This window comes from Caulobacter sp., from assembly GCF_039596335.1.
GTDB lineage: Bacteria > Pseudomonadota > Alphaproteobacteria > Caulobacterales > Caulobacteraceae > Caulobacter.
In genome coordinates, this window is sequence record NZ_JBCNJZ010000003.1 from 372,432 (window position 1) to 386,337 (window position 13,906).

At 69.0% G+C, this 13,906-nt stretch carries 17 protein-coding genes and 1 pseudogene; 12 read left to right on the forward strand and 6 right to left on the reverse strand.

What is annotated here, in order from left to right; translation table 11 throughout:
- The first annotated feature begins 53 nt into the window (after positions 1–53).
- The gene (locus ABDW31_RS08405; RefSeq protein ID WP_184718232.1) at positions 54–1,061 is read left to right on the forward strand and encodes an MJ0042-type zinc finger domain-containing protein; all 1,008 of its coding nucleotides are present in this window, start codon (positions 54–56) and stop codon (positions 1,059–1,061) included.
- Entirely contained in the window at positions 1,003–1,584 is a 582-nt protein-coding gene (locus ABDW31_RS08410; protein WP_184718234.1) for a phosphoribosyltransferase, read from the forward strand. The genes ABDW31_RS08405 and ABDW31_RS08410 overlap by 59 nt, the downstream gene beginning before the upstream one ends.
- 139 nt (positions 1,585–1,723) lie before the next feature.
- Here the strand turns inward: ABDW31_RS08410 and ABDW31_RS08415 are convergent, their stop codons facing one another.
- The 4 genes from ABDW31_RS08415 to argH all read right to left on the reverse strand — a co-directional run bounded on the left by ABDW31_RS08415 (position 1,724) and on the right by argH (position 6,480).
- Positions 1,724–3,328, reverse strand: coding sequence for a methyl-accepting chemotaxis protein (locus tag ABDW31_RS08415; protein WP_184718236.1), 1,605 nt, complete (start codon positions 3,326–3,328; stop codon positions 1,724–1,726).
- Positions 3,329–3,487: 159 nt separating this feature from the next.
- On the reverse strand, positions 3,488–4,753 hold the full coding sequence (gene lysA, locus ABDW31_RS08420) for a diaminopimelate decarboxylase (protein WP_184718238.1): 1,266 nt from the start codon (positions 4,751–4,753) through the stop codon (positions 3,488–3,490).
- Positions 4,754–4,762: 9 nt separating this feature from the next.
- The gene (locus ABDW31_RS08425) at positions 4,763–5,083 is read right to left on the reverse strand and encodes a hypothetical protein (RefSeq protein ID WP_184718240.1); all 321 of its coding nucleotides are present in this window, start codon (positions 5,081–5,083) and stop codon (positions 4,763–4,765) included.
- Entirely contained in the window at positions 5,062–6,480 is a 1,419-nt protein-coding gene (argH, locus tag ABDW31_RS08430; protein WP_184718242.1) for an argininosuccinate lyase, read from the reverse strand. Before argH ends, ABDW31_RS08425 begins: the two co-directional genes overlap by 22 nt.
- Between argH and ABDW31_RS08435 the strand changes: the two genes are divergently transcribed.
- The 6 genes from ABDW31_RS08435 to ABDW31_RS08460 all read left to right on the forward strand — a co-directional run bounded on the left by ABDW31_RS08435 (position 6,481) and on the right by ABDW31_RS08460 (position 10,613).
- Complete coding sequence (locus tag ABDW31_RS08435; RefSeq protein WP_184718244.1) at positions 6,481–7,104, forward strand: TlpA disulfide reductase family protein; 624 nt, start codon at positions 6,481–6,483, stop codon at positions 7,102–7,104. It begins immediately after the preceding gene.
- Positions 7,101–7,832 (forward strand): GNAT family N-acetyltransferase, encoded by a 732-nt coding sequence (locus tag ABDW31_RS08440; protein ID WP_184718246.1) that lies wholly within the window; start codon positions 7,101–7,103, stop codon positions 7,830–7,832. Before ABDW31_RS08435 ends, ABDW31_RS08440 begins: the two co-directional genes overlap by 4 nt.
- Positions 7,829–8,314 carry a hypothetical protein gene (locus tag ABDW31_RS08445; protein WP_184718248.1) on the forward strand — a complete coding sequence of 162 codons (486 nt, stop codon included), beginning with the start codon at positions 7,829–7,831 and terminating at the stop codon, positions 8,312–8,314. Before ABDW31_RS08440 ends, ABDW31_RS08445 begins: the two co-directional genes overlap by 4 nt.
- 109 nt (positions 8,315–8,423) lie before the next feature.
- A complete protein-coding gene (locus tag ABDW31_RS08450; RefSeq protein WP_343698469.1) occupies positions 8,424–9,641 on the forward strand; it encodes an acyltransferase in 1,218 nt (405 codons plus the stop codon).
- 32 nt (positions 9,642–9,673) lie between these two features.
- Positions 9,674–10,297 (forward strand): hypothetical protein, encoded by a 624-nt coding sequence (locus tag ABDW31_RS08455; protein ID WP_184718250.1) that lies wholly within the window; start codon positions 9,674–9,676, stop codon positions 10,295–10,297.
- A 7-nt stretch (positions 10,298–10,304) separates the two neighbouring features.
- A complete protein-coding gene (locus ABDW31_RS08460; protein WP_184718252.1) occupies positions 10,305–10,613 on the forward strand; it encodes a transcriptional regulator in 309 nt (102 codons plus the stop codon).
- Here ABDW31_RS08460 and gluQRS read toward each other — a convergent pair.
- Positions 10,610–11,443 carry a tRNA glutamyl-Q(34) synthetase GluQRS gene (gene gluQRS / locus ABDW31_RS08465; protein WP_184718254.1) on the reverse strand — a complete coding sequence of 278 codons (834 nt, stop codon included), beginning with the start codon at positions 11,441–11,443 and terminating at the stop codon, positions 10,610–10,612. The genes ABDW31_RS08460 and gluQRS overlap by 4 nt on opposite strands.
- 13 nt (positions 11,444–11,456) lie before the next feature.
- Positions 11,457–12,080: a TetR/AcrR family transcriptional regulator gene (locus tag ABDW31_RS08470; protein WP_184718256.1), complete on the reverse strand. Its 624-nt coding sequence runs from the start codon at positions 12,078–12,080 to the stop codon at positions 11,457–11,459.
- Positions 12,081–12,243: 163 nt separating this feature from the next.
- Between ABDW31_RS08470 and ABDW31_RS08475 the strand changes: the two genes are divergently transcribed.
- The 4 genes and pseudogenes from ABDW31_RS08475 to ABDW31_RS08490 all read left to right on the forward strand — a co-directional run bounded on the left by ABDW31_RS08475 (position 12,244) and on the right by ABDW31_RS08490 (position 13,815).
- Positions 12,244–12,354, forward strand: a complete 111-nt coding sequence (locus tag ABDW31_RS08475; protein ID WP_343698470.1) for a hypothetical protein — start codon at positions 12,244–12,246, stop codon at positions 12,352–12,354.
- Between the two features lie 178 nt (positions 12,355–12,532).
- A complete protein-coding gene (gene greA, locus ABDW31_RS08480; protein ID WP_184718258.1) occupies positions 12,533–13,015 on the forward strand; it encodes a transcription elongation factor GreA in 483 nt (160 codons plus the stop codon).
- Between the two features lie 16 nt (positions 13,016–13,031).
- Positions 13,032–13,124 (forward strand): annotated as a pseudogene (locus ABDW31_RS08485) (hypothetical protein); the annotation flags it as partial.
- 49 nt (positions 13,125–13,173) lie between these two features.
- Positions 13,174–13,815, forward strand: coding sequence for a DNA-3-methyladenine glycosylase 2 family protein (locus ABDW31_RS08490; protein ID WP_184723765.1), 642 nt, complete (start codon positions 13,174–13,176; stop codon positions 13,813–13,815).
- The last annotated feature ends 91 nt before the right edge of the window (positions 13,816–13,906 follow it).

Below are 13,906 nucleotides of genomic sequence, written 5' to 3' on the forward strand. Positions count from 1 at the left end.
GTCACTTGGGTTTCTGGACATCAGGGTTAAAATCAGCGACCCACCTTAGGTGTGTGGGGAGCGTTCGATTCGCGGCCATGATACTGACCTGTCCGGAGTGCGCCAGCCGCTATTTCGTCGACGACTCCAAGGTCGGCGCGGAAGGCCGCGTCGTGCGTTGCGCCTCGTGCGGGAACCGTTGGACGGCCCGCAACGAAGAGGCCGCTGACGACCTTTTCGACGAGCCCGAAGCCCCGACCCTGGCCAGCCAGTTGGCGAGCGCCGACCAGATCCCGCCGGCCGCCCTCAATGACGCGAACCCCGAGGCCGAGGGCGACGAGCCGCCGGTCAGCGCCCTGCCCGGCGAGGAACTGCCCAAGGTCTTCCGCGCCCGCGCCGACGCCGAGCGTCGCCTGCGGGCCGCCACCGCCACTGGCGTCATCTGGGCCGGCATGGCCGCGGCCATGGCGGTGATGGTGATCGGCGCCCTGATCTTCCGCATCGACGTGGTGCGCATCATGCCCGGTTCGGCTGGCGCCTATGCCGCCGTCGGCCTGCCGGTGAACACCGTGGGCCTAGTCATCGACCGCGACAGCATCAAGGCCCAGCCCTCGATGCGCGACGGCCATGCCGCCGTGACCATCACCGGCACGATCCGCAACATCACCGAACACGAAGTGGCGTCGCCGCCGCTGCGGGTCGAGCTGATGAGCAAGGAAAACAAGCGCGTGGCCGGCCAGCTGGCCGCGGCCGCCGACGCCAAGATCCCGCCGGGCCAGATCCGCCACTTCTCGATCACCTTCCTGGATCCGCCCCGCACCGCCATCGACCTGCAGATCGGTTTCGCCACCGAACCGGGCGCGGCCAAGGCCGTGAAAACGGCCCTGAAGACCTCGCATGACGGTGAGGGCGAGCACGGCGCGGCGCCCGAAATGGCTCTGCGCGGCGCTCAGGATGCGCCCGCCGCGCCGCCGTCTCCGGACACGGCCGGGACAGAAGCGGCTGGACATGAGACCCCGGGACATGAGAGCGGGGGGGAAACTCCCCCTTCCGCTGCTCACGAACCGGCGCATCATGAATGACACCAAGCAACCCGAAGTCCTGATCTCGGAAGCCGAGATCGCCGAACGGGTCCAGAAGCTGGCCGAGGACATCGCGCCGCGCATCGACAACGACACCGTCGTCATCTGCCTGCTGACGGGCGGTCTGTGGTTCGCCGCCGACCTGACCCGCGCCCTCTACAAGGCCGGCCGCGACGTGCGGTTCGACGCCCTGTGGCTGGCCTCCTACCACGACGAACGCAAGAGCACCGGTCGCTGCGAAGTCCGCGCCGACCTGCAGCGCCCGCTGGTCGGTCGCCGCGCCCTGGTCGTTGACGACGTCTTCGACACCGGCCTGTCGCTTTCCGAAGCCGCCCGCCTGGTCAAGGACGCCGGCGCCAGCGAAGTGCTGACCGCCGTCTTCGCCCGCAAGCCCTGGCCGTCCTCGCGCGGCATGGAGCCCGACTTCGTGGCTTGGGAAGCCCCCGCGCGGTACCTGGTCGGCTACGGCCTGGACGACGAAGGCAAGAGCCGCGGCCTGCCGTACATCGGCGCGCTGGACTGATCCTAACGCCGTTTCCCCGGCGAAAGCCGGGGCCCAGATCTCAAGGCGCTGGTGCTGATTGGATTGGCGCTGGCGTCCTAGAGACCGCTTCAGCGCTCTTCCATCTGGGTCCCGGCTTTCGCCGGGAATACGGAATAGCCTAAGCCGCCTTCCGCCCGCGGCTCTTCTTCTGGCCGATGTCGAACATGTCGACGCGGTCGGCCAGTTCCTGCGATTCCGAACTCAGCGCATGCGCCGCAGCGGTGGTCTCTTCGACCATGGCCGCGTTCTGCTGCACGACCTGATCCAGCTGGCTCATGGTGGCGTTGACCTCGCCCAGGCCGGTGGCCTGCTCGCGGGCCGAGGCGGCGATGGCCTTTACCTGGGTGTCGATCTCGATGACGCGGGCGACGATGCGGGCCAGGGCCTCGCGGGTGCGGCCCACGCGCTCGACGCCGGCGCTGACCTGCTGACCCGAGACGCTGATCAGCTCCTTGATCTCGCGGGCGGCGTCGGCCGAGCGCTGGGCCAGGGCCCGGACTTCTTGGGCCACGACGGCGAAGCCGCGGCCGGCCTCGCCCGCGCGGGCGGCTTCGACGCCGGCGTTCAGGGCCAGGAGGTTGGTCTGGAAGGCGATCTCGTCGATCACCCCGATGATCTGGCCGATCTGGCCCGACGAGGTCTCGATCAGGGTCATGGCCTCGACGGCCTCGCTGACCACGGGGTCCGAACGCTCGGCCTCGTGGTGGGCGGCGGCGGCGGCGGCGTTGGCCTGGCTGGCGCTGTCGGCGGTGCTCTGAACCGTGGCGGTGATCTCGTCCAGAGTGGCGGCGATCTCGACCAGGCTGGCGGCCTGATGCTCGGTGCGGCGGGCCAGCTCGTCCGAGGCGCGCGACATGTCGGCGACGCCGGCGGTCATGGTCGAGGCGTTGCCGGCGATCTCGCGCATGGCTTCCTGCAGCTTGGCCAGGGCGTTGTTGAAGTCGGCGCGCAGCGACTCGTAGCGGCCGGCGAAGGGCTGCTCCAGACGCCAGGTCAGGTCGCCGCGCGACAGGTAGATGAGGGCCTGGGCCAGCTGGTCGACGACGTCGGTCTGCTCGGCTTCCAGGGCGGCCTTCTGTCTGGCCTGCTCGGCGTTGGAGGCGTCGCGGGCGGCGCGCTGGGCGTCGGCGTCGGCATGGGCCAGGTCGGCGCGGCGGGCGGCGTCCAGGGCCCGATCGGTGCGGGCGGTGACGGTGACGAACAGGCGCGAGACGCTGGCGGTCAGCCAGATCAACGACCAGGCGGTGGCGGCGGTGACGCCAGCCTGGAACGCCAGGCGCAGCAGGGTGACCTCGCCGGTCATCAGCAGGGTGGGGGCCAGGAAGGCGGCGGTGACGTCGATGCCGATGATCGCCGCGGCGCCCACGGCCACGGCGCGCCAGTCGCCATAGGCCACCAGCAGCGACAGGGCGGCCAGATAGGCCATGCGGGCCTCGGCCTGCAGCGGGTGGCCCGAGAAGGCGGCGATGAACAGGCTGACCTGGCCCATCAGGGTCACGGCGGTGGAGATGCGCTGGGCGGCGTTGTCGCGCCAGATGGCGAAACCGCCCCAGGCGATCGCGGCCAGCACGATCGAACCGGCGGCCAGCAGGAAAGGCTTGTTGCCGGCCAGCAGGGCCGCGGCCGGCGTGATCAGCGCCAGGGCGGCGATACAGGCCAGGACCAGGTTGCCGCCGACCTTCCGCTGAGATTCGATGCTGTCGAATTCAATGAAGTTGTTCACAGCCGCTACTCCAGCCCCCTTGCACTCGGGTGCAACTTCGGCGGCAGCGGTTAATCCCCGGTGACCATCGGCGTCACCGGGGGTAGGTAAAACTACCTAAAGGCGTGAAAACTACTCTTTTTGCTTGCGTTCAGTCCGTGGGCTCGACCTGAGCGGATCTCAAATCCAGTCCGGCACTAGGTCGCGTGCCAGGATTTCGTCATAGGTCGGACGCTTGCGAATGACCGCATAGCGATCGCCGTCGACCAGCACTTCAGGGACCATGGGGCGGGTGTTGTACTCGCTGGCCATGGCCGCGCCGTAGGCGCCGGCCGACATGAAGGCCACCAGGTCCCCCGTCGCGAACGGCGGCAGGGCGCGGTCGCGGGTGAAGGTGTCGCCCGTCTCGCAGACCGGACCCACGACGTCATAGATGGTTTCGCCGGCGCGCTGGGTCACCGGACGGATGTCGTGGAAGGCGTCGTACATGGCCGGACGCATCAGGTCGTTCATGGCCGCGTCGATGACCAGGAACTTGCGGCCTTCCGGACGCTCGTGGACGTGGATCACTTCCGACACCAGCACACCGGCGTTGGCGGCGATCACCCGGCCCGGCTCGAACGCCAGCTTGACGGGCAGGCCCTTGGTGACCTCGCCGACCATGGCGGCGAAGTCGGCCGGGGAGGGCGGTTCGGGATGGTTGAAGTACGGGACGCCCAGGCCGCCACCCAAATCCAGGCGCTCGACCGACAGGCCTTCGCCCAGCAGCTGCTCGACCAGGCCCCGCATCTTGGTGAAGGCCTGGCGCATGGGCGCAAGATCAGTGATCTGGCTGCCGATGTGGCAGGCGACCCCGATGGGCTCCAGGGCGGCGTTGTTGCTGGCGTTGGCGTAGAGGCGCGCGGCCTCGGCGAACGAGACGCCGAATTTGTTTTCGGACTTGCCGGTGGCGATCTTGGCGTGACCGCCGGCCGCGACATCCGGATTGACCCGGAACGCCACTTTCGCCTTCAGATCCAGGCTGGCCGCGACCTCGGCGATCAGGTTCAGCTCGGGCTCGGACTCGACATTGATCTCGGCGACGCCGGTCTTCAGAGCGAAGGCGATCTCGTGACGGGTCTTGCCGACGCCGGAGAACACGATGCGCTCGCCGGGGATGCCGGCGGCCAGGGCGCGACGGACCTCGCCTTCCGAGACTGTGTCGGCGCCGGCGCCCAGGTCGCCCAGCACCTTCAGCACCGCGACGTTGGAATTGGCCTTCACGGCGTAGGCGACCAGCGGGTCGACCACGCCGGCGGCCGCCAGGGCGTCGCGGAACACAGTGTAGTGCCGCTCCAGCGTGGCGCGGCTGTAGACATAGACAGGCGTGCCGACCTCGGCCGCGATCTTGGCCAGGGGCACGCCTTCGCAGGCCAGGCCCTCGGGACCGTATTCGAAGTGATTCAACGTCGTGCCTTAATTCGGGGTCGCGCCGGGGAAGCCCTTGGCGGACGGGCCGCCGAACGGATCCTTGGTGCCGGGCAGGGGCGCAGCGCGGATGGTGCGGTTGCTGGTGGCGGGGTCGCGGATTTCCTGGTCGCCGCCGGCGCGGGCCGGCTGGTTGGCCTGGGCCGAGGCGGCGCGGCGCTCGGCGGCCCACGCGGCCTTCTTCTGGGCGTCCCACATCGGGGCCGGACGTTCCAGACCGCCTTGCTTGCCGCAAGCGGCGGCGGTCACGGCCAGGGCGGCCAAGGCGAGGATCGAAACGGGGCGCATCATGCGAGGGCTTCCTTCCAACGCGCGATCTGGGCGCGGACCTGGGCGGGGGCGGTCCCACCGTAGCTCATGCGGCTGGCCGCCGAGGCGGCCGGAGTCAGAACGGCGTAAACGTCTTGCGTGATCCGCGGCTCGATGGCCTGGAACTGTTCCAGGGTCAGGTCCGACAGATCCAGGCCCAGGGTCTCGGCCGCCTTCACGGCAGAGCCTGTCACGTGGTGAGCGTCGCGGAAAGGCATGTTCAGCGTCCGCACCAGCCAGTCGGCCAGATCGGTGGCGGTCGAGAAGCCCGCGCCGGCCGCCTTGGCCATGTTTTCGGTGTTGGGGGTCAGGTCGGCGACCATGCCGGCCATGGCCAGCAGGGACAGTTCCAGGGCGTCGAAGGCCTCGAAGGTCGGGACCTTGTCCTCCTGCATGTCCTTGGAATAGGCCAGCGGCAGGCCCTTCATGACGACCGTCAGGGTGGTCAGCGAGCCCAGGATGCGGCCGACCTTGGCGCGGACCAGCTCGGCCGCATCGGGGTTTTTCTTCTGCGGCATGATCGAACTGCCGGTCGTGAAGGCGTCGGTCAGCTTGATGAAGCCGAACATCGGCGTCGTCCACAGCACGATCTCCTCGGCCAGGCGCGACAGGTGCGTGGCGGTGATCGAGGCGGCCGACAGGGTTTCCAGGGCGAAGTCGCGCGACGAGACGCTGTCCAGCGAATTGGCGGTCGGGCGGTCGAAGCCCAGCGCCGCCGCCGTCTGGTGGCGATCGATCGGGAAGGGCGAGCCAGCCAGGGCCGCGGCGCCCAGCGGGCACTCGTTCATGCGGGCGCGGGCGTCGCGGAAGCGGCTGGCGTCGCGGCCGAACATCTCGACATAGGCCATCAGGTGGTGGCCGAAGGTCACCGGCTGGGCCGGCTGCAGGTGGGTGAAGCCCGGCATCAGGGCGTCGGCATAGGTCTCGGCCTGGGCCAGCAGGGCCTTCTGCAGCGCTTCCAGCTGGGCGGCCGAGCGATCGGCGGCGTCGCGCACCCACAGGCGGAAGTCGACGGCCACCTGATCGTTGCGCGAACGGGCGGTGTGCAGCCGGCCGGCGGTCGCGCCGATCAGCTCGCGCAGGCGCGCCTCCACGTTCATGTGGATGTCTTCGTACTCGTCGCGGAACGGGAAGGTCCCCGTGGCGATCTCGTCCTCGATCTTGGCCAGGCCGCCGAGAATTTCCTCGCCGTCGCTGCTTGTAATCACGCCCTGGTTCATCAACATCCGCGCGTGGGCGCGGGAGCCTGCCAGGTCCTGCGCCCACAGGCGCTTGTCGAAGCCGATGGAGACGTTGATCGCCTGCATCAGTTCCGCGGGCTTGGCCGTGAACCGACCGCCCCACATGGCTTGGCCCTGGCTGTTGGCCTTGGGCGTATCGGAGGCGTTGTCGGTCATATGAACGAAGTCCAGTCGGGTCAGAGCGGGCCTAAGCGCAATCCCATCCGGTTGGCGCTGGGCGGCGTCATCCTGGTGGGGGTGGCGGCGATCCTATACGTCATCGCATCGGCTTCGTTCAAACCCTCAGGCCCTGCCGATCTCACAGAATTCAAGAAGGGCACGCTGGAAAAGCTCGACGTGCCCAGCACGCCGCGGCCGGCGCCCGATACGGCGTTCACCAGCCTTGACGGCAAGTCGGCGACTTTGGCCGATTTCAAGGGCCGTGTGGTGGTCATGAACCTGTGGGCCACCTGGTGCGCGCCGTGCCGGGCCGAGATGCCCACCCTGGCCAAGCTGCAGGCCGTCTACGCCACCCAGCCGGTGACCGTGCTGCCGATCAGCGTCGATCGCGACGGCGATCTGAACCTGGTCAACGAGGAGATGGCCGCCAACCCGCCGCTGAAGACGTACCGCGATCCGTCCTACAAGCTGTCCTTCGCCCTGGAGCCCAAGGCCGGCGGCTTCCCGACCACGGTGATCTATGACCGTCAGGGCCGCGAACGGGCCCGTATGACCGGTCCCGCCGACTGGTCCAGCCCCGAGGCGCGCGGCCTCGTGGAAAAGCTGCTGGCCGAGAAGTGATCGACCCGGCCGTTCTCGAGCCATTGGCCGACGACGCCTGGCCCGCCCGAGAGCGGGACCGGCTGGGCGGCTGGCGGCTGAACGCCTCGGCCGGCCGCTCGATGCGGATCAACGCCTGCTGGCCCCTGAGCGCGCCGGACAGTGACCCCGAGGCCGCCTTGAACGCGGTCGAGGCCTGGTACGCCGCTCGGGGCCTGCCGCCGCAGTTCAAGCTGACCGACGGCCTCAGCGAGTCGATCGACTTGGCGAAGCGGCTGGCGGCGCGCGGCTATGCCGCCTCCAAGGAGACCCTGGTCATGCTGGGGCCGACGGGCGGGGAGGGCGATCCGGCTATTCAGGTCCTTGCCACGCCCGACGCGGCCTTCGAGGCGGTGTTCACGGCTACGGCCGGCGATCCCGAGGACGGGCGCGAGCGGATCGAGGCCCTTGCCCGCATCCCCGCGCCGGCCCGCTTCGCCCGACTGGACGTCGACGGCGCCCCGGCCGCGATCGGGGCCAGCGCCATCGGCGGCGGCTTCGCGGGCGTGTTCGGCATGCGGACGGCCCCTGACCATCGCCGCAAGGGCCTGGCCCGCCGCGTGCTGCGGGCGCTGATCGCCGAAGCCGCGACCCTGGGCGCCGGTCGCGCCTGGCTGCAGGTCGAAGCCGGCAACGCTCCGGCCATCGCGCTCTATGCCGACGAGGGCTTCGCCCCGGCCTATGGCTATCGCTACTGGGCGCGCGGATGACCCAGACGCTCGGTATCGTTCTGATGGTGGTCGTCCAGCTGTCGATCCTAGGGGCGACGGGCTACTTCATCTATCGCTTCGCCAAGGCGCGTTACGCCCGCGCGGCGGCTGGGGTGATCGAGACCGCCGCCGACGGTGGCCGCAGCGTACCGGTCATCGCCGCCTTCTCGGGCGTGCGCGGCCTGCCGTGGTGGTTCGCGGTCGCCAGCAACAACACCAATCCGGCCCTGGTCATCCTGCCGACGGGCCTGCGCTATCGCGTGATCCGTCTGCACGAGCGGCCCTTCTCGGCGATCGAGCAGGTCGATGTCCGCACCGCCTGGAAGACCGTGAACCTCGAGATCCGCTTTCGCGGCGCGGCCCTGACCCTGGCGGCCAATGTCGGCACGACCGACCTGGCCCGGCAGGCCTTGGCGCTGCTGCCGGCAGATGTCCCGCTGACCGACCGGGCGCGAAGCCTCCTGAACGCCCCGACCTCGTAAAGTCGACGGCCCCCACCGCAGTAAGTCGAGAGTGGTCGTTGGTAGACAAGTTTACAAAACAAACTAGTTCATGCATCGTCGCTCCACCTTGAGGAGGGGAGTCCAAGCCATGCATGCGCCGCTCAGCGCCACCGAGCGCTCTACGCTTGTCCAGATCGGTGGTCGCAACGCCCCGATCGGCGCCTTGCGCGCCTTCATCACCCTGCTGGTGATCGCCCACCACGCGGTGCTGACCTATCATCCGTACGCGCCGCCGCCGAAGGCCTTCGACGCCCTGCCGATCCTGTGGACGGCGTTCCCGGTGGTCGACCCGCAGAAGTTCGGCGGCTGGGGCATCCTGACCCTGACCAACGACCTCTTCTTCATGTCGCTGATGTTCTTCGTCTCAGGCCTGTTCGTCGCGGACGGACTGAAGGCCAAGGGGGCGGGGGGCTTCGTGAAGAGCCGGGCGCTGCGCCTGGGCGTCCCCTTCGTGCTGTCTGTGCTGATCCTGGCCCCGCTGGCCTATTTCCCGGCCTGGCTGCAGGCGGGCGGCGCGCCGTCGTTCGAGGCCTTCGCCCAGGCCTGGCTGCAACTGCCGTTCTGGCCCAGCGGCCCGGCCTGGTTCCTGTGGGTGCTGCTGGCGTTCGGTGCGGTCGCGGCCGGCGTCCATGCCCTGTTTCCGGGCGTGATCGACGAGCTGGGGCGGCTGGCGCAAGGCGCGGATCGGCGGCCGGGCCTGTTCTTCTGGGGCCTCGTCGCGGCCAGCCTGCTGGCCTATCTGCCGCTGGCGACGACCACGCCATTTGGCCACTGGACGCAGGTCGGGCCGTTCGTTGTCCAGACCGCCCGGGTCGGCCACTACTTCGTCTATTTCCTGGCCGGGATCGCGGTCGGCGCGGCGGGCGTCGGGCAGGGGCTGACCGATCCGCAAGGCAAGCTGGCCCGTCGCTGGTGGGTCTGGCAGCTGGCCCCGGTGCTACCGATTGTCGGCGCGGTGGGGACCATGATCGTGGCCTTCTCGCCCAACCCGCCGCCGCGCCTTATCCTCGATCTGTTCGGCGGCGCCGCCTTTGGCCTGGCCTGCGCGACCCTGTCCTTCACGGTCCTGGCGATCTTCCTGCGCTTCGTGCGCAAGACCGGGCCGCTGGGCGGCAGCCTGCAGGCCAACGCCTATGGCATGTACCTGACCCACTACGTCTTCACCGCCTGGTTGGGCTGGCTGCTGCTGCCGCAGGCGTGGGGCGGGCTGGCCAAGGGCTTGGCGGTGTTCGGCGGGGCGGTGGCCCTGTCCTGGCTGACCAGCATCGTCCTGCGCCGAACGCCGCTGTTGGGGCGAATCCTGTGACCGTCCATGATGCCGCCGAAGGGGATCTTCCCATGAACGACAAGCTAAAGACGGCGCAGGATGACCTGGCCTTCCTGCGCGGCCTGGCCGAGGGCGGCGGCCATCGCGGCGGGCTGGGCGCGCCCGGCGGCGCGCTGTACGGCGCGGCAGGCGTGCTCTACGGCCTGCAAACCCTGATCTACTTCGGCCAGGTGCGGGGGATGGTGAGCCTGGGCGGACTTGGCAACGTAGTGCTGGCCTGGGCGCCGACCATGGTCTTCCTGGTGCTGATGACCATCGTCATCGTCCTGGACCGCAAGAACCCTCAGCGCGGGGTGACCAATCGCGCCATCAACGCCGCCTTCTCGGCGGTGGGGGTGGCGAACCTGGCGCTGATCATCGTCTTTGCCTCGGCCGCCGCCCGTCACAAGGACTTCCACTACTGGCTGTTCCATCCGGCGGTGGTGTTCGTCCTGCAGGGCGCCGTCTGGATGGTTGTCTACATGCTGCGCAAGCGCCTGTGGATGCTGGCGGTGGCGCTGGGCTGGCTGGTGTGCGGCGTGGCGATGGGCGTGCTGATCGAGCAGGCCGGCCCCTATCTGCTGATCGCCACGATCGGCCTGTTCGGCTTCATGGCCATTCCGGGCTTCCACATGATGCGCCAGGCATTGCGCTGAGACGGTCGTGAGCGGCAAGTTCGACATCAGCGGGCTGGACGACGTCATCCATGGCCGGGTGCGGCTGGGGATCGTCGCTTATCTCGCCTCGGCCGAGGTCGCCGACTTCACCGAGCTGAAGACCTTGCTGGAGGTCACCCAGGGCAATCTGTCGATCCACCTGCGCAAGCTCGAAGAGGCCGGCTATGTCTCGATCGACAAGAGCTTCGTGGGCCGCAAGCCGCTGACCCGCGTACGCCTGACCGAGGAGGGGCGGGCGGCGTTCGGGCGCTATCTGAAGGCGATGAGCCAGCTGGTCGAGCAGGCGGGCGGCTAGAAGCCCAGCTGGGCCCGCAGGTCGGCCGCGCTCACGCCCGCCGCTCGCAGCTCGCGCAGAGTCTGGGCCTTGTCGCGCTTGGCGTAACGCTTGCCGTCCGGACCGACCAGCAGGCCGTGGTGGCGATAGGTCGGCGTCGGCAGGTCCAGCAAGGCCTGCAGCAAGCGCTGGATGTGGGCGGCTTCATACAGATCATGGCCGCGGATCACGTGGGTCACACCCTGCAGGGCGTCATCATGGACGACGGCCAGGTGGTAGGCGACGCCGACATCCTTGCGGGCCAGGACGATGTCGCCGGCGGTGTTGGGACGGGCCTGGATGACGCCGGTCTCGCCGTTGGGGCCCGCGCCGTCCTCGACGAAGGTCAGGCCCTCGAACCCGCCCAGGGCCTCGCGCGCCGCCGCCAGCGACAGCCGCCAGGCGAAGGCCTCGCCGCGCCCTAGGCGCAGGGCCTCTTCGGCGGCGGGCAGGGGCGCGCCGACATAGGGAACGGCCGGCTCATGCGGAGCCCGGCCGATATCGATCTCCTTGCGCGTCTTGAAGCAGCGATAGACCAGGCCGCGTTCGCGCAAGGCCTCGATGTCGGCGTGGTAGTCGGTCAGGTGGTCGGACTGCCGGCGAACGGGCGTCTCCCAGGTCAGGCCCAGCCAGGCCAGGTCTTCCAGGATCGCCGCCTCGTATTCGGGCCGGCAGCGGGTGGCGTCGATGTCCTCGGTGCGCAGCAGGAAGCGGCCGCCGGCCTCTTGCGCGGCGCGGAAAGCGGTCAGCGCCGAGAACGCGTGGCCGCGATGCAGGTAGCCCGTCGGCGACGGCGCGAACCGGGTGATCACCCCTGAGTCCCCCTTAGTCCTGAGGGGCGAACTTCGCGAACATGCCCAGGTGCTCGAACACCGCGCGCAGGAAGGCTTCCTCGCCGCCCAGCTGTGTCTTCAGCGCGGCGAACTGCTTGAAACCGATCATCTCGGCCAGGCCGTGGCCCGCACACCATGCGGCGATGGTGGCCAGTTCCAGGTCGATCTCGGCGACGCCGTCTTCGGCGTGCTCGGCCAGGGTGTCGCGCACCTGGCAGTAGGCGCCGCCTTCCTTCATCTGGTCGGGCAGGGCGTCCTTATCCCGCGAGCGGTCGTACATCACGCGATACAGGGCCGGATTGTCGCGCGCGAAGCAGACATAGGCCACGCCCAGGTCGGACATCCGGCCATGGTCGCCGTCGGTGGACGCCCGAGCCTTGGCCAGGGCCTCGTCCAGCTCGTGCCAGCCCTCGTGGGCCACCGCTTCCAGCAGTTCGGCCTTGTCCTTGAAGTGGTGATAGGGCGCGGCCGGGCTGACCCCGGCCTCGCGCGCCACAGCCCGCAGCGACAGGGCGGCGGGGCCGTCCGTCTCCAGGATTTTGCGCGCAGCGTCGACCAGGGCGCGGCTCAGGTCGCCATGGTGATAGGGGCGGGACTCGGCAGGTGCGGTGCTCATCGGACCTCACTGTAACCGCAGCTTTTGAAAATTCCATCCAAACGCTGTCAAGATTATCTTGACGTCGTTCAGATTGGTGATATCTAAGCGTTGTCCAGATTGGTTCGGTTCCCCACCGACCAGGCCCATGGGGGCGGACAACAGAAGGACAAAGGGGTACGTCATGAACCGCACGCTCAACGCTTTCGAAAACGCCTTCGACCGTATGGCCGGCGTCTACTTCATCGTCATGGCCCTGGCTGTCGCCGGCGGCATCATCGGCGTGGTGATCTAGGATAGACGGCTCGCGACGCGCGGGATCGCTCCATCGGAGCGCCCGCCGCCGCCCGGACCTTACTGCCTTGAACCTTCTCGCCGGGGGAGCTAACCACCCTGGCGACGCGTTAGGCTTCGACGCCAATTCCTCCGTGTGCGTCGCAGGCCGTTTCCATGATCCAAGACCTTACCCGCCGATGAGCGTCGCCTTCACCAAAGAGGGCGACAGCGAGGCTTTCGCGGCCGATCTGCCCGACCGCCCGATCTCGACCCATCCCAATCTCGTCACGCCCCAAGGCCTGGCCCAGATCGAGGCCGAGCTGGCCTCGGCGCGCGCGGCGTACAGCGCCGCCCAGACCGCCGGAGGGGCCGCCGACGGCGACCGCACCGCCATGGCCCGCGCCACCCGCGACCTGCGCTACTGGTCGGCCCGCCGCGCCACCGCCCAGCTGATGGAGCGCGATCCGGCCAAGACCGCCGTGCAGTTCGGCGACCGCGTGACCTTCGAGCGTGAGGACGGCCGCGTGCAGACCTTCCGCATCGTCGGCGAGGACGAGGCCGACCCGACCCAGGGCTCGGTCTCCTATGTCGCGCCGATCGCCAGGGCCCTGCTGGGCAAGGACGTGGGCGACGTCTCGCCCGCGCCTGGCGGTGAGATCGAGATCACCGAGATTCACTAGAGCCTGTCCGTTTCTGATGGAAACATCAGAAACGGATAAACAGGCTCTCATTCAAACATTTAGAGCGTGGCAAACGCCAAAACCGCTTACACTTTTGGCTGCCACGCTCTAGCAAGAACCGGATTGCCTTTGGCACGGTGGCGGGCCACGTGCGGATGATGTTCGTGCCGCCGACCGCCCAAGCGCTTCTGGACGCCCGCAAAGCGCTGGCCGCCGCCGATCCGGCCCTGGCGGCGCTGGAGGCCGTGACCCCGTCGTTCGAATGGCGCGTGGGGCTGGGAGGTTTTCCGGGCCTGCTGAAGATGGTCGTGCAGCAGCAGGTGTCGCTGGCCTCGGCCGCCGCCATCTGGGCCCGGGTCGAGGCGGGGCTGCCGGAGATGACGCCCGACGTCGTCATGGGCCACGACCAGGCCTATCTGCTCTCCCTGGGCCTCTCGCGCCCCAAGGCTCGCTACGCCCACGCCATCGCCCACGCCCACCTGAACGGGACCTGTGACTTCGACGCCCTGCCGCGCCTGCCCGACGAGGAGGCCATCGCGGCCCTGACCGCCATCACCGGCATCGGCCGCTGGACCGCCGAGGTCTACCTGATGTTCACCCAGGGCCGGCTGGACATGTTCCCCGGCGGCGACGTGGCCCTCCAGGAGGCCATGCGCTGGGCCGACCGGGCCGAGATCCGGCCGACCGAGAAACAGGCCTATGCCCGGGCCGAGCTGTGGCGGCCCTATCGCGGGGTGGCGGCGCATCTGCTGTGGGCCTGCTACGGGGCGGTCAAGCGCCGGGAAATCGCGCCGTTCTGATGGTTCGCGCCTCAAGAGCCGGGCGATGTCTTGGTTCTGTCGCCGACTTGGATCATCCTTCCTTTGCGTTCGGGAATGAATGGCGATTCCC